Genomic DNA, 20,375 nt, shown 5'->3' with positions numbered 1-20,375 from the left:
GAAATACGGCGTGCTTTGCGAAATACTTTCAACGATGTGTTGATAATCAGAGGCGATTTGCTCGGCTATATCGGGAGAGTCTCAGCAATCGAGGTTTTTGAATGGCTTATATGGAGAGCCTGCGTCTGTTCTGTCGCGTGGTGGAGCTGGGCAGTATCACATCAGGCGGGCGGGACGTGCGTCTGACCCCGGCTGTGGCCAGCAAACGGATCAAAGAACTGGAAGAACATCTCGGTGTGCGGCTGTTCAATCGCACCACACGGTCGCTGACGCCCACAGAGGCAGGCAAGCGATTCTACCAGGAAGCCCTGCGTATCCTTGAGGTGGTAGAGGAAGCTGAGAGCGTGGTTGCGCAGTTCTCTGGCCGCCCGCGCGGGACCCTGAAAATCACCGCGCCTCTGGCGGCCGGACGGCTCATAATTGCCCCGTTAGTGCCTGATTTTGTCGAAGTACACCCCGAAATTGATGTGCAGATGCGGATGTCGGATCGCCGTGTCGATATCCTTGCCGATGGGTTGGATCTGGCGTTCTTTGTCGGCACGCCGAGCGACTCGAGCCTGAAGATGCGCAAGATCGCTGGGGTGGAGCGCGTGCTATGCGCATCGCCCTCATATCTGGACCGATACGGCACCCCGCGTGTGCCGCAGGATCTGATGGGCAAACACAACTGCCTGCTGCTGCGCTACCCACGTTCGCCAGAGTATTTCTGGACCTTGAACACAGAATCTGGATTTCGAAAATTCGAAGTCAGCGGCAAATATGATGCCGATGACAGTGAGGTGCTGCTGAACTGGGCGCTGGATCACCGGGGCATCGTCAATAAACCGCGATTTGAGGTGGCCGAGCATCTCCGCACGGGCGCACTGGTGGAGATCCTGCCGGAGGCGCACCCTATGGCTGCGATCTTCGGCTGCCTTTATCCGCATAAAAAACTGCAGGACCCGAAGGTGCGCCTGTTGGTGGATTTCATCACCGAACGCGGTCAGGCCTATCTGGGCGCGCACGTCTGACGAAAAAAAACGCCCCGGCGATGAACCGGGGCGCAAACAGCCGTGAGTGATGGCGTCTTGAGGTTAAAAATCGACTTCGATGGCGATGCCCTTTTTCACCGCCAACTCAACCACTGAGGCGGCTACCGCAAGGTCCTGAAGGCCAACGCCGGTGCCATCGAACAGGGTGATCTGCTCCGCCGAGGTCCGGCCCGGATGCGCGCCGTTAATAACGGCACCCAGCTGCGCCACATCTGCCTCGCCAATCAGACCCTGCGCCACCGCATGCTGCGCCTCGCCGATCGAGGTGGATTGCGCCACCTCGTCGGTAAAGACAGTGGCGCGCACCAGAAGTTGGGGATCGACCTCCTGCTTGCCTTTGGTGTCGGTGCCCATGCAGGCAATGTGAGTGCCGGGGCTGACCTGATCCGCCTTCAGGATCGCATCAAAGGAGGAGGTGATGGAAATGATCACATCCGCAGCACGCATGCCGTCCAGCTCAACCGCCTCAAACGGCAGGCCCGCCTCGGTTGCGACCTCTTCGAGGTTCAACAGCATCTCGGGATGCAGGTTCCAGCCGATCACCTTGTCAAAGTCACGCTGCTCCAGCGCGGCGCGCAGCTGGAACTTGGCCTGATGGCCCGCGCCAATCATGCCGATCACCTTGGCGTCCTCGCGCGCAAGGTGCTTGATCGACACCGAAGACGCTGCCGCCGTGCGCAGCGCGGTCAAGAGATTGCCTCCGACCATGGCGCGCACCTTGCCAGTGTCGGGGTCAAACAGGAACACGGTGGACTGGTGGTTGATCAGCCCGCGTTTTTCCAGGTTGTTGGGCCAGTAGCCGCCGGCCTTCAGCCCCAGCGACAGGCCCGCGCGGTCAAAGCCGCCCTTAAACCCATAAAGCGCGTCCTCATGGCCAATGGCCTCGCGCACCACCGGAAAGTTATAGGCGTCACCGGCGGCCATAGCGGCAAAGACCTTCTCCACCGCATCAAAGGCAGCATCGCGCGTCATCAGGTCGGCAATCGCCCGTTCGGGTACGATATACATCAGTGTCTCCATTGATCGGGCGCGGCCCATTCATCTGGACCACGAGGCAAATAAAAAGCCGGCGGAGGGCGGCGATGCGCACCTCCGCCAGTTGGGGGTTTGTTCAGTAGGCCTTGCCGCGGGCAGATACCGGCCAGAGGGTCTCGACCTTGCCGCCGCGCACGCCGACGTACCAGTCGTGCACATTGGCGGTGGGGTCGCAGTGGCCGGGCACCAGCTTCAGCTTCTCGCCCACCTTGAGCACGCCCTCGGGGTCGGCAATCACGCCATGCTCGTCAGAGCATTTGACGTATTCCACATCGGTTCGGCCAAAGATGAAGGGCAACCCGCTGTCCACCGATTGCGCCTTTAGGCCCGCGTCGCAGATCGCCTTGTCGGCTTTTGCGTGGCTCATCACCTGGGTGAGGATGAAGAACGCGTTTTCCCATTCGCCCTGATCGATCCGTTTGCCATCCTGATCAAGGATACGGCCATAGTCGGCGTCCATGAACGCATAGGAACCACACTGCAATTCGTTATAAACGCCCGAGTTAGACTCGAAATAATAAGAGCCTGTACCGCCACCAGAGACTAATTCAGGCGCGAGACCTGCCGCTTTCAGACCCTCGACCGCATCCGCAACCTGTGCGATGGCGATGTCGAGTTTTTCTTTGCGGCCCTCGTAGCTGTCGATGTGCTGCATGGCGCCCTGATAGGCTTGGATGCCGGTGAACTTCAGGCCCGCTGCCGCATCGATGGCCTGTGCGATCTCGACCACGGCTTCGGTGGTGGTGACACCGCAACGCCCCGCGCCGCAGTCGATCTCAACAAAGCACTCGATCTCGGTGCCGTGCTTTTGTGCGCCCGCCGACAGATCCGCCACATTGGCCAGATCATCGACGCAGACGATCGTGCGCGCGCCAAGCTTTGGCAGCCGGGCCAGACGGTCGATCTTGGCCGCATCCCGCACCTGATTAGAGACTAATATGTCCTTTATGCCACCACGGGCGAAGACTTCGGCCTCCGACACTTTCTGACAGCAGACACCTACTGCGCCACCCAGCGATTCCTGCAGCTTGGCCACATCCACCGATTTATGCATCTTGCCGTGCACGCGATGCCGCATGCCATGCGCTTTGGCGTAGTCGCCCATCTTCTTGATGTTGCGCTCGAGCGCGTCAAGGTCGAGCACAAGGCAGGGTGTCTGAATATCGGCTTCGTCCATGCCGGGCAGGGCTGGGACGTCAAAGCCCACTTCAAGGTTTTCGAAATTTGCGGGTGCATTCATAGGGGTTACTCCCATATTAGAGTCTATTTAGGGACACACAGGGTCTCAAAGCGTCCATGGCAGGCGGTCGAGGTCGACATTGCCACCGGTCAAAACGATACCGACGCGCTTGCCGCGAAAGGTCTCAGGGTTCTTCAGGATCGTGGCGAGGGGCACCGCCGAAGAGGGCTCCATCACCACGCGCAGGTGCTTCCAAATGAGCTTCATCGCGTCGATGATTTCGGGATCCGATGCGGTCAGGATGTCGGACACATGGTTCGCCACAAAATGCCAGGTCAGATCCTTCAGCGGCACCAGCAGCCCGTCAGCGATGGTCTTGGGCGCATCATCAGCGATGATGTAGCCCGCTTTGAAGCTGCGGTAGGCGTCATCGGCCTGCTCGGGCTCGGCGGCGATGATCCGGGTTTCCGGCGCCAGCGTCGACAGGGTCAGACAGGTGCCCGAAATCATGCCACCGCCGCCGATAGGCGCGAGCACGAGGTCCAGCCCATCGGTTTGTTCCACGAACTCCTTCGCGCAGGTGCCCTGTCCCGCGATCACACGCGGGTCGTTGTAGGGATGCACAAAATCGCCGCCCGTCTCGGCCTGCACGCGGGCAAAGGTCTCCTCGCGCGACGAGGTGGAGGGCTCGCATTCGGTGATCTTGCCACCATAGCGGCGCACGGTGTCCTTCTTGGCTTGCGGCGCGGTGCGCGGCATCACCACGTTGCAGGGAATGCCCCGCAGCATCGCCGCATAGGACAGGCAGGAGGCATGGTTGCCGCTGGAATGCGTCGCGACGCCCTTGGCCGCCTGCGCTGCGTCTAGACCAAACACCGCGTTGCTGGCACCGCGCACCTTGAAGGCGCCCGGCTCCTGAAAGTTCTCACACTTAAAAAACAGCTCCGCCCCGGTCAGCTCGTTCAGATAGGCCGAGGTGCGGATCGGCGTGCGGCGGATGTGCGGCGCAATCCGCTCATGCGCCGCCAGCATGTCCTCATAGGTGGGGATATACATCGCGCTGTCCTTCATCACGCGGCGTCCTGCTGCGCGGAGGCCGCATTGCCGCGATAATACTCCTGCGCTGCCGCAACACCGGAGCCGAGCCGGATATCAAGGCCGAGGTCGACCATGCACATCTCGGCGGTGGCGATGCCGGAGAGCGCCATCACATCGGTCAGGCTGCCGAGGTGGCCGATGCGGAACACTTTGCCCGCGACCTCGCCCAGACCCACGCCAAAGGCGATGCCGTATTTGTCGGCGGCATGGGTGACGATATCGGTGGCGTTGAACCCTTCGGGCGTGCGGATGGCGCTGACAGTGTCGGAATAGACCTCCGGCGTGGCGGCGCAGAGCTCCAGCCCCCAGGCGCCCACGGCGGCGCGCACCCCTTCGGCGATGCGGTGGTGGCGGGCAAAGACGTTCTCCAGTCCCTCAGCCAGCAGCATCTTGCAGGATTCATTGAGCCCGTTCATCAGCCCCACGGCGGGCGTATAGGGGTAGGCGTTGTTGGCATAGCCCTTGGCCATGTCATGCACGTCAAAGAATGTGCGCGGCAGCTGGGCGGATTTTGTCGCCTCCATCGCCTTGGGGCTGAAGCCAACGATGGCGAGGCCCGCGCTCAGCATAAATCCCTTTTGCGAGCCGGTGACGGCCACGTCGACGCCCCATTCGTCCATGCGGAAATCCATCGAGGCGATGGAACTGACGCCATCAACAAACAGCAGCGCCGGGTGGCCAGCAGCATCCAACGCGCGGCGCACAGCGGCGATGTCGGATTTCACGCCCGTGGCGGTCTCGTTGTGGGTGGCCAGCACCGCCTTGATCTTGTGGTCCTTGTCGGCGCTCAGGATCTCCTCATAGCGGTCGGCGGGCAGGCCTGCGCCCCAGGGGGTCTCGACGATCTGCACATCAAGCCCGTGGCGCTGGCACATGTCGATCCAGCGGTGGCTGAACATGCCGTTGCGTGCCGCCAGCACGGTATCGCCTGCCGACAGCGTGTTGCTCAGCGCGGTTTCCCAGCCGCCGGTGCCGGAGGAGGGGAAGATGAAAACTTCGGCGGTTTCGCTTTTCAGAACCTTGCGCACGCCGTCGCGGGCCGGATGCAGGATCTGACCGAACAGCGGCGAGCGGTGGTCGATCGTCGGCATGTCGCAGGCCTTGCGCAGGCTTTCGGGGATGTTGGTCGGACCCGGGATGAAAACGGGATTTTGAAAGCTCATGGAATGTCTCCTTCCGTCGTTGAGACACCCTAGTCCGGACCCGTCAGCGATGAAATTTTTTTGAAATCGTTTTTCGAAAATGGGAATTTCCGGAAATATCGTTCCTTGTCAGCGGTTTGAGTTTTTCATATCGTGAATTTGAATTTCGCATAGTGCCGGAGGGATCTTATGGATTCGCAAGAAAATGCTCCTAAAGCCACCCGGCGGGCGCGTGGACGCCCGCGCGACTGGCATGACAAAACGGCGCAAAACACCATCAAGTCACTCGACCGGGCGATGGAGGTGTTTGAATTTCTCAGCGAAGCGCAGGGCAAACCGCTCACCATGATCGCCGAGGAGATGGGCCAGTCGCCTGCCACCGTCTACCGCATCCTGGTGACGCTCGAAGGGCGCGGGCTGGTGGAGTTCGACACCGAAGAACAGCTCTGGCACATCGGCGCGCGGGCTTTTGTGATCGGTGCGCGGTTCCTGCGCCGCACCAGTCTGGTGGATCGCGCGCGCCCGATCCTGCGAAAGCTGATGGAGGAAACGGGCGAGACCGCCAACCTCGGGATCGAGAAGGAGGGCCATGTGCTGTTTCTCAGTCAGGTGGAGACCCACGCCAGCATTCGCGCTTTCTTTCCGCCCGGTACCCTGTCGCAGATGCATGCATCGGGCATCGGCAAGGCGCTCTTGGCGCAGATGGATGTCGGTCGCCTGGACCGGCTACTGGCGACCACCCGGCTGGAGGTCTTTACCGATCACACCATCACCGATCATGAGGCGCTGAAACAGGATCTGACGGCGATCCGTGCGCAGGGTTTTGCGGTCGACAATGAGGAAAAGAACGCGGGCATGCGCTGTATTGCGGCACCGGTTTTCGACATGAACCGAGAGGCCATCGCGGGGATCTCCGTTTCTGGTCCGACCAGCCGGATCAGCGCGCAGGAAATCACCCAGTTGAGCCGCCCCGTAATCGAGGCGGCGCACGCCTTGACCTTGGCCATTGGCGGAGATGTTGCCTCCTGAGGGGCACATCCTGCGCGTGTGCCGTTGGGGTGCAGAGCGGAGGCTATGACGGCGCGATCATTCAGGTCTTTCACAAAGGGCGCGATAAGAATTTTCTGACAAACCTCAAAAAACACAGGAACAATTTCTCCGGTGCTCTCGTTGTGTGGCTGTAAGCGGCCGCAACTGAATACACTCAAATGAGGAGAGTACTGATGAAAAACCTTCTGATCTCTACCGCCCTGCTGACTGCCACTTCTACCATGGCGTTTGCGGATGATCACAAGTTTATGGCCGAAGCTGATCCAATGGCGATCCAAGCCTCCGAGTTCATTGGCCAGCGCATCTACACCACCAGCACCGAGGTCAACCCTGAGGGCTATGAAGGTGTGCAGCAAGATTGGGAAGACATCGGCGAAGTGCATGACATCGTGCTGAGCCGCGATGGCAACATCCAGTCCGTTCTGGTTGATATCGGGGGGTTCCTCGGCATCGGTGAACGTCAGGTCGCTGTCGACATGGATGCTCTGAAAATGGTGTCGGACAGCGCCACCGCAGAAGATGACGCGGACTATTTCTTGGTGATGCAGGCGGAAGTGGCTGAGTTGAAGAATGCACCAGCTTATGAGCACACCGCGATGAACGATCTCGGCAATCGTGCAGAGCAGGTGGCGGATAACACCGCGACTGCAGTGGAAAACACAGCCGAGGACCTTGAGAACTCCGCCCAAGCCGTAGCAGACAATGTTGGCGAAGCAGTGAACGATGCGACCGCTGAGGTCAAAGAGACCACTGCCGAGGTCAAGAGCGAGATGGGCGAGATGCAGCGCGAGGGCTTTGAAACCGTGCAGGGTGATAAGCTCACCGCCGAAATGCTGACCGGTGCCCGCGCTTATGATGCCAAGGACGAATGGATGGGCGAGGTGTCTGACCTCGTGATGAACGACAAGGGTGAGATCACCCACGCCATCGTCGATGTGGGCGGTTTCCTCGGTATCGGTGAAAAGCCGGTAAAACTGGACCTGAACCAGATCGAAGTTCTGCATGAGACCGGCGGTGACGAAGTTCGTGTCTATCTACCGATGACCGAAGATAAGCTGAAGGGCATGGATGCCTACGAAGGGTAATCCCGCGCTTGGTTAGTGAGTAGTGATGGCGCCCTTGCCATCTGTTGACGAAAAAGGCCCGCCAGTCTTTGGCGGGCCTTCTCTCTGTTCTGCCGGGATAATAGCCCAGCGATCAGGAATTGGGGCGGATGAACCCGTTGATCGGGTAGACGCTGCCAAATGAGCCGGGGTTGCTTTCCACACGCACACGCGACCAGTCGTTCTTGTCGGAAACGTCAATCACGGCCATCCCAAGCGATACCTTGTTGCGGTGCCAGTTGGCATGATCGACTCGCAGCATGCGGTCATCAACAACTTCAGAGACCACCGCAACATGGCCAAGCGGCATAGATGGCGTGGCGCTGAAGGCCATGACGGCGCCAACAGAGGGAGATTTGCCAACATCAAACAGGCCCTGCGCCTGTTTCCACCATGTCCGCGCATTGCCGCGAATTTCCACACCGGAGAGATTACGCGCAAAAGGCACACACCAGACGCGTGCCCCACGGGATCGCAGGCTCTCCGCCTCGCGCATCGCAAAGGCACGGCGGGTTGGATCGATCTGACTATCATCGCCAACGGGCGCTTCGCCACAGGCGCTCAGGCCCAGAGCCGCGATAAGAAGAATTCCACTAACAATCGATTTCAGGCGGAGGGTGCGGGCAATGGTCTGCAAGGGAATCTCTGGCGTTGTTTCTGACGTTCGTGAAGCGCCGTAACATTCTGTCAAAAACCCGTGTGTGCCAATACGCCTGTTGCGCGGTGGCAGATTCTTGCCAATGACTCAGAAAACATGGAACAATTTCGTCACCCCTCCCGACTTGGTATCGAGAGGGGTGTCAATATCACTGGGCGTCCACAGCGAGAATGTCGCGGAATCGCTGCATCGCGCGTTTTGGCAAATCCTCGGGCAACTCCTGTGCGACGTCCACGTCGCCCACATCAATCACCATCACCATTCCCATCGCAAAATGCGGCGAACATTTGATGCCGTAGCGTCCGCTCTCGGTCAGGGTCACGGTGAAGTCCTCGTTGATCTTGCTTTTGAAAGGTGTTGCACCCTCGGGGATCATTCCGTCAATCGTTGCCGCGTTATGACTGGGTTGCGTGGGGATGAACCGCACACTGTCGCCGGGGGCAATCTGTAAATACTCGGGCTGATAGATCATCGCACCCTGTTCGTTGCGATTGAACATCTGCACCTCGTGGGTCTCGGCAATCAGAGGCGAGGCCATCATTGCAGCTGCAAAAACCATGTGAAATTTCATATCGTTAAGTCCTATAGGCAATGAAAATGAAGAACGGTGGAGTCATCGGTTGGATCAAAGAGCGGCGTTGCGCGGATGCGGAAAACCTCAGCCAGCCGATCCGGCGTCAACACCTCTGCGGGCGGGCCACAGGCGATCAGTCGCCCCGATTGCATTACCCCGACCCGATCACAGTTCATCGCTTGATTGAGATCATGAAGCGCCATCACAATGGTAATCGGAAGACGGCTGACCAATTGCAGGAGCGTCATTTGGTGATGGATGTCGAGGTGGTTGGTCGGCTCATCCAGGATCAGCAATCGCGGGCGCTGGGCAAGGGCGCGCGCGATCTGAACCCTCTGGCGTTCACCGCCCGAAAGGGTCGCCCAAGCCTGATCGACCATATCCGCCATGTCCACGGCCTGCAGTGCGTCCATCACGATGGAGCGATCATGATCATCAAACGGAGAGAGGGCCGAGAGCCAGGGCGTGCGCCCCAATTCCACAACATCGCGGACTGTCAGTCGCTCCGAGGTGTCCGCGATCTGCTCCACAAACGCGATGCTCTGCGCGATCTCGCGCCGGGACAGATCCGCGAGGGGGCGGTCGTCCAGATGCACCGTGCCCTTGCCGCGCTTGGCAAGCCCCGCCAGCAGCTTTAGCAAAGTCGACTTTCCAGATCCGTTCGGGCCGATCAGGCCAAAGGTCTCTCCGGGTTCAATCTGCACAGAGACATCTTCGACGATTGCTCTGGAGCCTGCGCGCCAACCCAGTGATGTGGCGGTCAGTTTCATACCCGACTCCGATTGTGAATGAGGATCAGCGCAAAGCCGGGCGCGCCCACCAATGCGGTGACCACCCCGATGGGCACCACCTGTCCGGGGATCAACACGCGTGATGCGATATCGGCGGCGATCAGGAACACCGCACCTGCAAGGGCGGTCGCTGGCACCAGCCGCACATGGCGCGGTCCCACAACGTAGCGCATGGCGTGCGGGATCACGAGACCGACAAAACCGATGGACCCAACAAGGCTCACCATGGCGGCGGTCATCAGTGTCACAGCTCCGATCAGGGCGATTTGCACCCGGCGCACCGGTATGCCCAACGCGGCCGCCGAGGTCGCACCAAAGGAAAACGCATCCATGGCTCGGGCGAACCAAAGGCAGACGAAAAAACCTAAAACCGCTGTAGGCACCGCGAGTGACACATCCGGCCAGCGCACACCGGACAGGTTCCCAAGTAGCCAGAACATGATCCCGCGCGCCTGTTCGGCATTTGCCGATTTGGCGATCAGAAAAGATGTGACCGCATTGAATAATTGCGACCCGGCAATCCCGGCCAAAACCAGTTGTGCGGGGCCACCCCCGGCGGCGCGCGCCAACAATGATACAACACCAAAGGCCAATGCCGCGCCGATAAAAGAACCTGTCGAGATCCCCAAGAGGCCGCCGCCGACTCCCAAGACAGTCACGGTGACCGCTCCGGCGCCAGCCCCGGCGGAGACACCGAGCAAATAAGGATCGGCCAGCGCATTGCGCACCAGCGATTGCAGCACCACGCCCGAAAGCGCCAACCCTGCGCCGCAGGCCGCCGCAACCAAGGTCCGGGGGAGCCGGTAGCTCCAGATGATACCGGCATCAATGGGATCGATTACATAGCCTGCATCCCACAGGTTATTGGCAAGCGCCGCCGCCACCGTGGGGATAGGCAGCGGCGTCTCTCCAATAATGACGCCGGCCAGAATGGCCAGCGTCAAGACGGCAATCCCCGGCACGCCCCACAGCGTGACACCTCTATGCAGGGGGCGGGTGAGTGCCGCGTCGCTCATCACTGATCCAATGCGGGCAGTGCTTCGGCCAGGGTTTCCAGCGCCGAGATATTGCGGATCGAGGGATCCATCGCATGGGCATCAAGGATCACGATACGGTCGTTTTTCACCGCATCCATCTGGCTGGCAACCGGGTCCGTGCGCAGGAACTCCAGCTTTTTCTCAACATCGTCGGCCTCAAAACGGCGGCGTTCCATACGGGCGACCACAATCACCGACGGATTGGCGCGCGCGATGGTTTCCCAGCTGACGGTCGGCCATTCCTCATTGCTTTCGATGACGTTCCGCAGGCCGAGGGCCTCCATCATATAGGCGGGTGCGCCAGCTTGCCCGGCGACGTAAGGGTCGATGTCCATCTCTGCCGAAGAGAACCAGAACACCGCAGAGCTATCAGTCAGATCAAGCGCCTTGGCGGTTTCAATCGCGGCGGTTTCGCGGGCTTTGAGGCTCGCCACTAGTTCTGTGCCGCGCTCAGGAACATTGAATATTTGCGCCATCTCTTCGATGCCGCGATAGACGCTGCTCATTTCATACATCTCAAGGCGGGTGCCATCGGACCCCTTGGTGTTGTCTTTGCCCACACAATCGGCAGGCAGGACGTAGGTCGGGATGCCAAGGTCAGAGAACTGCTCGCGCGTGGCAACGATACCCTGCGGGCCGACATGCCACTCATATTGTACGCTCACCAGCCCGGGGCGCTTGGCCACAACGCTCTCAAAACTGGGATCATTGTCCGCAAGACGCTCAACCCCGGCGTTCAGTTCTTCAAATTCGGGGAGCACCTTGGTGAACCAGACCGAGGTACCGGTGACCTTTTCACCCAGACCCAGCGCGTACAGAACCTCTGTTGCGGCCTGACCAACGGTCACCGTTGTTTCGGGGGCTTTGTCAAAGGTGACTTCCGATCCGCAATTTTCGAGCGTGAGCGGATAGGTGGTGTCAGCCTGCGCGGCAACGCCAAGACCGGTGGCGCAAAGAGCGCTCGCCAGAAGGAATTTCGGATACATGGATCAACTCCGGTATGTGATGGACCCGGAGAAAGAGAGGATATGCCGCTTCAGAACTGGACCACCGACCGGACGGCAATGGCCCGTATCCCTGATCTGGCTATGATCCGCGTCAACTTTGCTGCTGACAACGTGCATTCGACACCTCCTCGGACACCCCGTCCGAGCCAAGTTGCAAAACAGATGTCGGCAGGTCTCCTGACTGGCGTTTCATCGTGTCGGCGGGCCTTCCCACAGCCAAGGCTGCAGTGGCAGTTCGCCGACGCTCCGCGCCTACAGTTGCGGGGGCAGTTCCGGTTCACCAAAGAATGGTGGCGGATTCCCTATTATTTCCAAATGGAAACCGACGCGCGATTGTTAAGGGGGATCTTAGCGTTCGGCAATAGCCTTTCCCACCGTCCCTCGGGCAGGGGCAAGCGCACGCCAAAAAGATCCCGCCGTGTCGCCAGCCCAGCAGAGAGAGTGTCTGAACCGGCTTGATCCTGAAGTGACGCATTGCTGCGAGAAAGCGGCTCGAGATGACTTGTGGAGGTGCTTCCGAGCCGGATAGGGTCTTGATCCAATATGAACGCAAATCCCACGCCCTCAACTCCCAGCGCACCGCCTGACGCCAGCGGTGAAAACCCGCGATTGACGGTTGAGATTTTTGTGCAGCCGGGGTTTTCGCATATCGAGCTGTCCTCGATCCTTGCGGTGTTTGAGGCCGCAAATGCACTGGAAGCAGGCACATGGTTTTCATGGCGGATCACCTCTGACAGTCCGGGTGTCGTGACGGGCACTGCGGGAATGATGATCCGGGCGGAACCGGCAATTGGGCTGCAATATCTGCAAGATGTGCTCTTTGTCATCGGCGGGCGCAACTGCAGCGGCGGCAGCTGGCTGGCGCGTGCGCGTGCAATGCAAAAGCTGCGTCGCCCGGCCTTTTTGCTGTCAGATGCGGCAACCGCCTATATCCGCCGGTCCGCGCCCTTGTCGGGTCCGGCCACAACCCATTGGCAAGACTTGCGCGCGCTGCGGGAGGCCGGAGAATACCCAACGCTCACAGATCGCTTGGTGGAGGATAACGCAGGTCTCCTGACCTCTGCCGGGGGCGGTTACAGTGCCGAATTGGTGGTGCGCTACCTGTCGCAGATCCTCGCACCGCAACATTGCGCCGAACTGGCAAGCGTGCTGATGATCGACACCGCACGGGGCTATTCTGGCGAACAGCCCCAGGGGGCTGCCCGCAATACCAACCTCCTAGAGGCCCGTTTGGTACGTGCCATGGCCATCATGGAAGAGTTCATCGAACATCCGCTCCCGACGGCTGAGATCGCCGAGCGTGCCGGGATCTCTGTGCGCCATCTGGAACGGTTGTTCCTGACGCATCTCAACACCACCCCGGCCAAGCACTACATGCAGTTGCGGCTGAAACTGGCCAACAAGCTCATCACGGATACGAACCTTCCCATCGCAGAGATCGCCTTTGCCAGCGGCTTTGCCTCGTCAACATCGCTCTCTCGTGCCTATCGGCGTGAGTACAACATGACCCCCTATCAGGTGCGCGCGCGCGACCGTGCGGGGGCAGGGCTGCGCTCCGACTAGCGAGAGCGCAACAACCTGCGCGAATGGCGCGAGCGCACACAAGGCTTTGAATTCCCGCTCAGCCTTCGTATTGGTGACATAGAGAGAGGCCCCGCAATTGAGGCGAAGGGTGCTTCATTCCCGACAGGCAAAAGGACAAGGCGATGAAAGACAATCCGATCTCTCCGACGATTCCACTGGATCAGGACGGTGTGCACCATGGGTTTCTAAAGCTGCCTTACAGCCGGGATGACAGCGCGTGGGGGTCCGTGATGATCCCGATCACGGTGATCCAGAACGGCACGGGTAAAACCGCGCTGTTGACCGGAGCCAATCACGGCGACGAATACGAAGGCCCCGTGGCGCTGCAAGAGCTTGCCGCCACCACACGCGCCGAGGATGTCACCGGGCGGCTGATCATCGTGCCCTATTTCAACTATCCTGCCTTTCGCGTCAGCGCGCGCACCTCGCCCATTGATCGGGGCAACCTGAACCGCGCGTTTCCGGGCCGCCCCGATGGCACGGTCACTGAAAAGATTGCTGATTATTTCCAACGCACGCTCCTGCCGATGGCGGATGTGGCGGTGGATTTTCACTCCGGCGGCAAAACGCTGGATTTTGTGCCCTTCGCTGCGGCGCATATCCTTGAGGACAAGGGCCTTCAGGAGGCCTGCTACGCCGCGATGCAGGCCTTTAACGCGCCTTACTCCGTGCAACTTTTGGAGATCGACAGCGAAGGCATGTACGACACCGCTGTTGAGGACATGGGCAAGGTTCTGGTCACCACGGAGTTGGGAGGCGGCGGCATGTCCACCGCGCGCAGCAATGCCATCGCCAAGAAAGGCCTGCGCAATGTGTTGATCCACTTTGGAATTTTTCAGGGTGAGATGCAGATTGACCCGAGTGTGACGCTCGATATGCCGGATGGGGATTGTTTCCTGTTCAGCGAGCACGACGGTCTTTTTGAGATCATGCTCGACCTTGGCGATCATGTGCAAAAGGGCGATGTGGTCGCCCGCGTCTGGTCGCCCGACCGCACCGGGCAGGCCCCCGTGGAATACCGCGCCCGCCGCAGTGGCGTGCTGATCAGCCGCCATTTCCCCGGCATGATAAAATCCGGTGACTGCGCCGCCGTGATCGGTGTGGTCGAGGGCTGACATGCATCTGGATCAGCGCGACCTTGATATCCTCCGCATTCTGTCCCGCGATGGCCGCATCACCAAGGCAGCACTGGCCGATCAGGTGGGCCTGTCGTCCACGCCTTGCTGGGAACGCCTGAAGAAGCTGGAAAAGGCCGGGCTGATCGAGGGGTATAACGCCCGCATCAACCTCAAGAAAATCGCACCGCACGTGACCGTCTTTGTGGCGGCCGAACTTGCGGATCACACGGCGGCAAGCTTTCAGTCCTTTGAGGCCGCCATGCAGCGCTATGATGAGGTGGTGGCCTGCTGGGCGCTGGGCGGTGGCTTTGATTATCTGTTGCAGATCGTTACTTGCGATATCGATGCTTACCAGCGGCTGATCGACGCGATGCTTGATGCGCGCATCGGTCTAAGCCGCTATTTCACCTATATTGTGACCAAACCCGTTAAGGGCGCGGGCGTGCCGCCTCTCGAAATCCTGCTGCAGGGCAGTTGAATCCTCTGCCCACCCGGCAAACTTCAGTCACATCTTCTGAAAACTCCCTGCACACTCTTCCTGAGACTTTCAGGAGGAGCAGATATGTCGTTATCGGCCCTGTCCGCGCGTGCGGAGATCAGTGACAAATCGCTAGTGCGCTCGTTTTCCTACATAAATGGGAAATGGTGTGCCTCATCCAATGGCGAGGTTGTCGCTGTGAACGACCCGGCCACCGGGGATTTCATCGGTGATGTGACCGCAATGACGGCAGAGGATTCCTCTGCTGCGGTGGATGCGGCGCATGCCGCCTTTGCCAGCTGGGCATTGATGCTGCCGCAGGACCGTTGCGCCATCCTGCGTCGCTGGTTTGAATTGATGATCGAACACAAAGAAGACCTCGCCCGCCTGATGGTGCTGGAGCAGGGCAAGCCCCTCTCAGAGGCGCGCGGCGAGATCGAGTATGGCGCGGCCTTTGTCGAATTCTATGCCGAGGAATCCAAACGCCCCAATATCGAGGGCGTCACCAGCCATTTGCCCGATGCCGAGGTGGAGCTGTGGCGCGAGCCTGTGGGCGTGGCCGCATTGATCACGCCGTGGAACTTTCCGTCCGCGATGCTGACCCGCAAGGCCGCAGCCGCGCTGGCGGCAGGCTGCACCGTTGTGGCACATCCTTCTGGTGAAACACCTTTCAGCGCGCTGGCATTGGCCGAGCTTGCGGAACGCGCGGGCATCCCCAAGGGCGTGTTCAACGTGGTTACGGGCAAGGCCCCAGTGGTGGTTGAGCCATGGACACGGGACGCGCGGGTGCGGGCCTTGTCGTTCACCGGCTCGACCGAGGTGGGCAAGCTGCTCTATCGCCAGTCCGCCGAGACGGTCAAACGGCTGGTGATGGAACTGGGCGGTCATGCCCCGGTGATCGTCTTTAAGAACTGCGATCTGGACCGCGCGGTGGCCGAGACCATCAAGGCGAAATTTGCCACCTCCGGGCAGGATTGCCTCGGGGCCAACCGCATCTTTGTTGAACGCGCCATCTATGACGAGTTCTGCACCCGCTTTGTTGCAGCGACGCAGGCGCTGACTGTGGGCAAGGGGATTGATGATCCCGACATCGGTCCCTTGATGAACGAAAAAGCGGTGCAAAAACAGGAACACCACGTGGCCGACGCGCTGGAAAAGGGAGCAACCCTCGCTTGTGGTGGCAAACGCCACGCGCTGGGGCCGCTGTTTTATGAACCCACCGTGTTGACCGATGTGCCCGCAGATGCGGCCATCCTGCGCGAAGAGACCTTTGGCCCGGTGGCGCCGATCACGCCGTTTGACACCGAGGATGAGGTGATCCAGCGTGCCAATGACAGCGAATATGGCCTCGTTGCCTATGTGCACAGCCACGACCCGCGCCGGATCTATCGCCTGAGCCGCGCGTTGCAGTTTGGTATGGTGGCGGTCAATCGCACCAAGGTCACTGGTGCGCCGATCCCCTTTGGCGGCACCAAACAATCCGGCATGGGGCGCGAGGGCGCACGGCTGGGCATGGAAGAGTTTACCGAGGTCAAATACGTCTGCCGCGACTGGGCTTAACCCTTGAGTGAGATGAGATTTTCCACCCCGCAGGTGGAGCACGGAAATAGGAAGGACAGATCATGCTGAAGAACGATCAACTGGACCAATGGGACCGCGACAACTTCTTTCACCCCTCGACCCATCTGGCGCAGCACGCGCGCGGTGAGAGCGCAAACCGGGTGATCAAGACCGCCTCCGGCGTCTTTATCGAGGACCGCGACGGCACCAAGCTCTTGGATGCGTTTGCCGGGCTCTACTGCGTCAACGTCGGCTATGGCCGTCAGGAGATTGCCGAGGCGATCGTCGATCAGGCGCGCGAGCTGGCCTATTATCATTCTTACGTGGGCCACGGCACCGAGGCCTCGATCACGCTGGCCAAGATGATCCTGGATCGCGCGCCCAAGAACATGTCAAAGGTCTATTTCGGCCTTGGTGGCTCGGACGCCAATGAAACCAACGTCAAACTGATCTGGTATTACAACAACATCCTTGGCCGCCCCGAGAAGAAAAAGATCATCTCGCGCTGGCGCGGCTATCACGGCTCCGGGCTGGTCACCGGCTCCCTGACGGGGCTTGAGCTGTTCCACAAGAAATTCGACCTGCCCGTCGAGCAGGTGATCCACACCGAAGCGCCTTACTATTTCCGTCGCGAAGATCTGAACCAGACCGAAGAGCAGTTCGTCGCGCATTGCGTGGCCGAGCTGGAAGCTCTGATCGAGCGTGAAGGTGCCGACACCATCGCGGCCTTCATCGGTGAGCCGATCCTTGGCACCGGGGGCATCGTGCCGCCGCCCGCAGGCTATTGGGAGGCGATCCAGACAGTCCTGAAGAAACACGACATTCTGCTGGTTGCGGATGAGGTGGTCACCGGCTTCGGCCGTCTGGGCACCATGTTCGGCTCTGACCACTACGGTCTGGAGCCCGACATCATCACCATCGCCAAGGGTCTGACCTCCGCCTATGCGCCGCTTTCCGGTTCCATTGTCAGCGACAAGGTCTGGAAGGTGCTGGAGCAAGGCACCGATGAAAACGGCCCCATCGGCCACGGCTGGACCTACTCCGCGCACCCCATCGGGGCGGCGGCGGGTGTGGCCAACCTGAAACTCATCGACGAGCTGAACCTTGTCAGCAACGCGGGCGAGGTAGGGGCGTACCTCAACGCCACCATGGCCGAGGCGCTGGGCGCGCACGCCAATGTGGGCGATATACGCGGCGAGGGCATGCTCTGCGCGGTGGAATTTGTGAAGGATCGCGACAGTCGCACCTTCTTTGACGTCGCCGACAAGATCGGCCCGCAGGTTTCCGCGAAACTGCTGGAACAGGACAAGATCATCGCGCGCGCCATGCCGCAGGGCGATATCCTGGGCTTTGCGCCGCCCTTCTGCCTGACCCGCGCCGAGGCCGATCAGGTGGTCGAAGGCACCCTGCGCGCGGTCAAATCCGTGCTGGGCTGATCCAAACCCCTCAACACGATTGCGCCGCCCGCAGCATGTCTGTGGGCGGTTTTCCGTTTGCCCACCTCAAGAAAAGACCAATTCCTTGCGCTGATTTAATGATGATACCGGTGATTTTGCGGTCGGTTTGAGCCGGTATTAATTCATCTTTTCTAGGTTCAATTGCATCGCGCGAAAGCCAGATTTCAGCACGCGCGCGTTACAGGCTCTCTTGCTTTGGGGGCCGGTCTATGTGGTGTTGATGGTGTGAATTCGGAAGCAAATGACGACCTATAGCGTAACGTCCTCAAATTATAATGACCCCGGATTCTGGTCTTCTATATCTGAATCCAGCGACGGCCATTGGCTGGATTTTCGTGCGCTCCCAAGCACCTACTATGTAAACATTGATGCAGAGGCACGTATCATCTCAATCTGGGACGGGGGGGCATGGTATCGCGTCGGTGAAGATGGAAATGGCAGCACTGATTCCAATTTGGGAAGCCCAACCAGCTTGGACGATTTCAATATCATCACCGGCAATGACGCGAGTGACTACATCGAAGCATCCGATGGCGATGACAGTCTGATCGGTGCAGGAGGAGATGATACGCTTTCGGGTGATCAGGGTGACGACACCATCGATGGCGGCGAAGGCAATGACAATCTTGCGGGCGGGGATGGGCAAGACAGCATTTTAGCGGGAGCGGGAAACGACTCGGTTTATGCTGACAATGTGTGGGCGACCCTTTCTTCTGCAGCGTCCGGAACGGGCACAACACCCACGTCGCTCACCGTCACCAATTCTGCCGACGGCCCGATTGAACTGTGGTGGGTAGATGGCGCTGGCCAGCTGCAATATTACGCAACCATCCAACCGGGCGACACGCTGACTCAGAGCACTTATGAGGAGTATAACTGGGAATTGCGCCACCCTGATGATTGGTACCTCGGCACCATTCAAGGGGGCGCGAACCCAACCGTGAGTTTCGGCGCGTCCGGCCTGAATGACACAGTTTTTGCTGGCTCTGGCGATGATCTGGTCCTCGGGATGTATGGGGATGATGTCCTATATGGTGAAACCGGCGCCGACACCCTTGATGGGGACTATGGCGATGACACGATCTGGGCAGGCACAGACGCCGATACAGTCGAGGGCGGCGATGGGGACGACTATCTGTCAGGCCAAGAGGGCGATGATCTCATTCAGGGCGGGGCGGGGTCCGATACCCTGATCGGCGGCACCGGCAATGACGAACTGAAGGGCGACGCCGATGACGACACCTTCCAGATCTTTGACAATTCGGGCGTCGATACAATCATCGGGGGGGAGAGCGGCGTTGATGACGATCTCGTTGATCTCTCCGGTCGGAGCAGCGGGGCTTCGGTCAATTTCACGGGTGCAGAAATCGGCATCATCGAAGGCGGCAGCGATACCGCCTATTTTCAGGAAATCGAACGGCTGCGGCTGACGGATTTTGACGACAGTCTGGATGCAAGCGCGTCCAGCACCGGTGTCAATGTCGACGCAGGCGCGGGGGCCGATACGCTGACGGGCAGTGCGGGCGATGACAGTCTCACCGGTGGGGGTGGCGACGACCGTTTTGTGATGACCACCTCCGGTGGGGCCGACACAATCTCGGATTTTGATCTCACGGATGATGATCTGGATGGGTTCTACAATGATCAGATCGATGTCAGTGGGCTGAGCGGCGGGTCTGGTGCAGGCGGGCTGGTGACAGCCTCTGATGTTATTGTCACCGACGATGGATCGGGGAGCGCGGTTCTCACCTTCCCCGATGGTGAGCAGTTGGTGCTAAAGGGCGTTGCTCCCTCAATGATCAACACGCAACCTCAGCTTTATGCGGCAGGTATTCCTTGCTTTACGCCGGGCATTCGCATCGCGACGGCCCGCGGCGCAATCCCGGTGGAGCAGATCCGCACAGGGGATTTGCTGCAGACGGCGGACAATGGGCTCCAGCCGGTGATCTGGACTGGACGACGCGATCTGAGCGGTGACGACCTCATCGCGCAACCCCACCTTATGCCGCTGGTGTTGCACCCCGGTGGCCTTTTTGCGAATGACCGGCCCCTGATGATCTCGCCGCAGCACCGATTTATGTTGGACCGTCCGCGGCTGGGGGATCTCGGTCATATGAACGAGGCATTTGTGCGCGCGCGGCTGTTGCATGCGCTCCGGCCTGACCGTGTCGCGCGCCGCAGTCCGCAGACAGGGGTGAGTTACATCCACCTGATGACGGAAACGCATCAGGTCATCTTTGCCGAAGGGATCGCAACAGAGACCTTCTGGCCTGGCCCGGAGGCGTTGCGCGGTCTCGCAGATGATGATCGCCGGGAATTGTTCGATGTGTTCCCAGACCTGTTCTTGGCGCGCCGTCTCAGTGGATCATTGGGGCGCAGCTATGTCGCCAGCAAATACTGCCAGTTGGCGCGCACCGATCTGACACGCCGCGATCTGCGGGCGCTGGGCGCGCGTTTCGCCGCATAACCCCG

18 protein-coding genes and 1 riboswitch are annotated in these 20,375 nt (G+C 59.9%); of the genes, 9 read left to right on the top strand and 9 right to left on the bottom strand.

Features of this window, described 5'->3' with window-relative positions:
• Nucleotides 1–101: 101 nt before the first annotated feature.
• Nucleotides 102–1,010, top strand: a complete 909-nt coding sequence (locus UB90_RS04280; RefSeq protein ID WP_065325301.1) for a LysR family transcriptional regulator — start codon at nucleotides 102–104, stop codon at nucleotides 1,008–1,010.
• A 63-nt stretch (nucleotides 1,011–1,073) separates the two neighbouring features.
• On the opposite strand, the gene bhcD is transcribed toward UB90_RS04280, so the two are convergent.
• The 4 genes from bhcD to bhcA all read right to left on the bottom strand — a co-directional run bounded on the left by bhcD (nucleotide 1,074) and on the right by bhcA (nucleotide 5,507).
• Nucleotides 1,074–2,039 carry an iminosuccinate reductase BhcD gene (gene bhcD / locus UB90_RS04275; RefSeq protein ID WP_065325300.1) on the bottom strand — a complete coding sequence of 322 codons (966 nt, stop codon included), beginning with the start codon at nucleotides 2,037–2,039 and terminating at the stop codon, nucleotides 1,074–1,076.
• Between the two features lie 103 nt (nucleotides 2,040–2,142).
• The gene (bhcC, locus tag UB90_RS04270; RefSeq protein WP_065325299.1) at nucleotides 2,143–3,306 is read right to left on the bottom strand and encodes a 3-hydroxy-D-aspartate aldolase BhcC; all 1,164 of its coding nucleotides are present in this window, start codon (nucleotides 3,304–3,306) and stop codon (nucleotides 2,143–2,145) included.
• Between the two features lie 45 nt (nucleotides 3,307–3,351).
• On the bottom strand, nucleotides 3,352–4,317 hold the full coding sequence (bhcB, locus tag UB90_RS04265) for a beta-hydroxyaspartate dehydratase BhcB (protein ID WP_065325298.1): 966 nt from the start codon (nucleotides 4,315–4,317) through the stop codon (nucleotides 3,352–3,354).
• Nucleotides 4,317–5,507 (bottom strand): L-aspartate--glyoxylate aminotransferase BhcA, encoded by a 1,191-nt coding sequence (gene bhcA, locus UB90_RS04260; protein ID WP_065325297.1) that lies wholly within the window; start codon nucleotides 5,505–5,507, stop codon nucleotides 4,317–4,319. Before bhcA ends, bhcB begins: the two co-directional genes overlap by 1 nt.
• Nucleotides 5,508–5,675: 168 nt before the next feature.
• Here bhcA and bhcR point away from each other — a divergent pair, with 168 nt between their 5' ends.
• Nucleotides 5,676–6,515, top strand: a complete 840-nt coding sequence (bhcR, locus tag UB90_RS04255; protein ID WP_065325296.1) for an HTH-type transcriptional regulator BhcR — start codon at nucleotides 5,676–5,678, stop codon at nucleotides 6,513–6,515.
• 194 nt (nucleotides 6,516–6,709) lie between these two features.
• Nucleotides 6,710–7,621 carry a PRC-barrel domain-containing protein gene (locus UB90_RS04250; protein ID WP_065325295.1) on the top strand — a complete coding sequence of 304 codons (912 nt, stop codon included), beginning with the start codon at nucleotides 6,710–6,712 and terminating at the stop codon, nucleotides 7,619–7,621.
• A 112-nt stretch (nucleotides 7,622–7,733) separates the two neighbouring features.
• On the opposite strand, the gene UB90_RS04245 is transcribed toward UB90_RS04250, so the two are convergent.
• The 5 genes from UB90_RS04245 to UB90_RS04225 all read right to left on the bottom strand — a co-directional run bounded on the left by UB90_RS04245 (nucleotide 7,734) and on the right by UB90_RS04225 (nucleotide 11,685).
• Nucleotides 7,734–8,276 carry a CHAP domain-containing protein gene (locus tag UB90_RS04245; protein ID WP_009177730.1) on the bottom strand — a complete coding sequence of 181 codons (543 nt, stop codon included), beginning with the start codon at nucleotides 8,274–8,276 and terminating at the stop codon, nucleotides 7,734–7,736.
• Between the two features lie 169 nt (nucleotides 8,277–8,445).
• Nucleotides 8,446–8,868 (bottom strand): pseudoazurin, encoded by a 423-nt coding sequence (locus tag UB90_RS04240; RefSeq protein ID WP_065325294.1) that lies wholly within the window; start codon nucleotides 8,866–8,868, stop codon nucleotides 8,446–8,448.
• An 11-nt stretch (nucleotides 8,869–8,879) separates the two neighbouring features.
• A complete protein-coding gene (locus UB90_RS04235) occupies nucleotides 8,880–9,641 on the bottom strand; it encodes an ABC transporter ATP-binding protein (protein ID WP_065325293.1) in 762 nt (253 codons plus the stop codon).
• Entirely contained in the window at nucleotides 9,638–10,678 is a 1,041-nt protein-coding gene (locus UB90_RS04230; protein WP_065325292.1) for a FecCD family ABC transporter permease, read from the bottom strand. Before UB90_RS04230 ends, UB90_RS04235 begins: the two co-directional genes overlap by 4 nt.
• Nucleotides 10,678–11,685 carry an ABC transporter substrate-binding protein gene (locus UB90_RS04225; RefSeq protein ID WP_065325291.1) on the bottom strand — a complete coding sequence of 336 codons (1,008 nt, stop codon included), beginning with the start codon at nucleotides 11,683–11,685 and terminating at the stop codon, nucleotides 10,678–10,680. The genes UB90_RS04230 and UB90_RS04225 overlap by 1 nt, the downstream gene beginning before the upstream one ends.
• Before the next feature lie 171 nt (nucleotides 11,686–11,856).
• Nucleotides 11,857–12,048: riboswitch (cobalamin riboswitch) on the bottom strand.
• 201 nt (nucleotides 12,049–12,249) lie between these two features.
• Between UB90_RS04225 and UB90_RS04220 the strand changes: the two genes are divergently transcribed.
• The 6 genes from UB90_RS04220 (at nucleotide 12,250) to UB90_RS04195 (ending at nucleotide 20,370) form a co-directional block, all read left to right on the top strand.
• Complete coding sequence (locus tag UB90_RS04220; RefSeq protein WP_005628121.1) at nucleotides 12,250–13,269, top strand: GlxA family transcriptional regulator; 1,020 nt, start codon at nucleotides 12,250–12,252, stop codon at nucleotides 13,267–13,269.
• A gap of 143 nt (nucleotides 13,270–13,412) precedes the next feature.
• Nucleotides 13,413–14,405 (top strand): N(2)-acetyl-L-2,4-diaminobutanoate deacetylase DoeB, encoded by a 993-nt coding sequence (doeB, locus tag UB90_RS04215; RefSeq protein WP_065325290.1) that lies wholly within the window; start codon nucleotides 13,413–13,415, stop codon nucleotides 14,403–14,405.
• A gap of 1 nt (nucleotide 14,406) precedes the next feature.
• The gene (locus UB90_RS04210) at nucleotides 14,407–14,886 is read left to right on the top strand and encodes an Lrp/AsnC family transcriptional regulator (RefSeq protein WP_065325289.1); all 480 of its coding nucleotides are present in this window, start codon (nucleotides 14,407–14,409) and stop codon (nucleotides 14,884–14,886) included.
• An 84-nt stretch (nucleotides 14,887–14,970) separates the two neighbouring features.
• Nucleotides 14,971–16,446: an NAD-dependent succinate-semialdehyde dehydrogenase gene (locus UB90_RS04205; protein ID WP_065325288.1), complete on the top strand. Its 1,476-nt coding sequence runs from the start codon at nucleotides 14,971–14,973 to the stop codon at nucleotides 16,444–16,446.
• Nucleotides 16,447–16,508: 62 nt separating this feature from the next.
• A complete protein-coding gene (locus tag UB90_RS04200; protein WP_065325287.1) occupies nucleotides 16,509–17,882 on the top strand; it encodes an aspartate aminotransferase family protein in 1,374 nt (457 codons plus the stop codon).
• 262 nt (nucleotides 17,883–18,144) lie between these two features.
• Nucleotides 18,145–20,370, top strand: a complete 2,226-nt coding sequence (locus UB90_RS04195) for a Hint domain-containing protein (RefSeq protein WP_065325286.1) — start codon at nucleotides 18,145–18,147, stop codon at nucleotides 20,368–20,370.
• Nucleotides 20,371–20,375 lie beyond the last annotated feature (5 nt).

It is taken from the genome of Tritonibacter mobilis (assembly GCF_001681715.1).
In the GTDB taxonomy this organism is placed as follows: Bacteria; Pseudomonadota; Alphaproteobacteria; order Rhodobacterales; family Rhodobacteraceae; genus Epibacterium; species Epibacterium mobile.
Note: the sequence above shows the minus strand (reverse complement) of the source record. Positions and strands in the feature narration are given on the sequence as shown.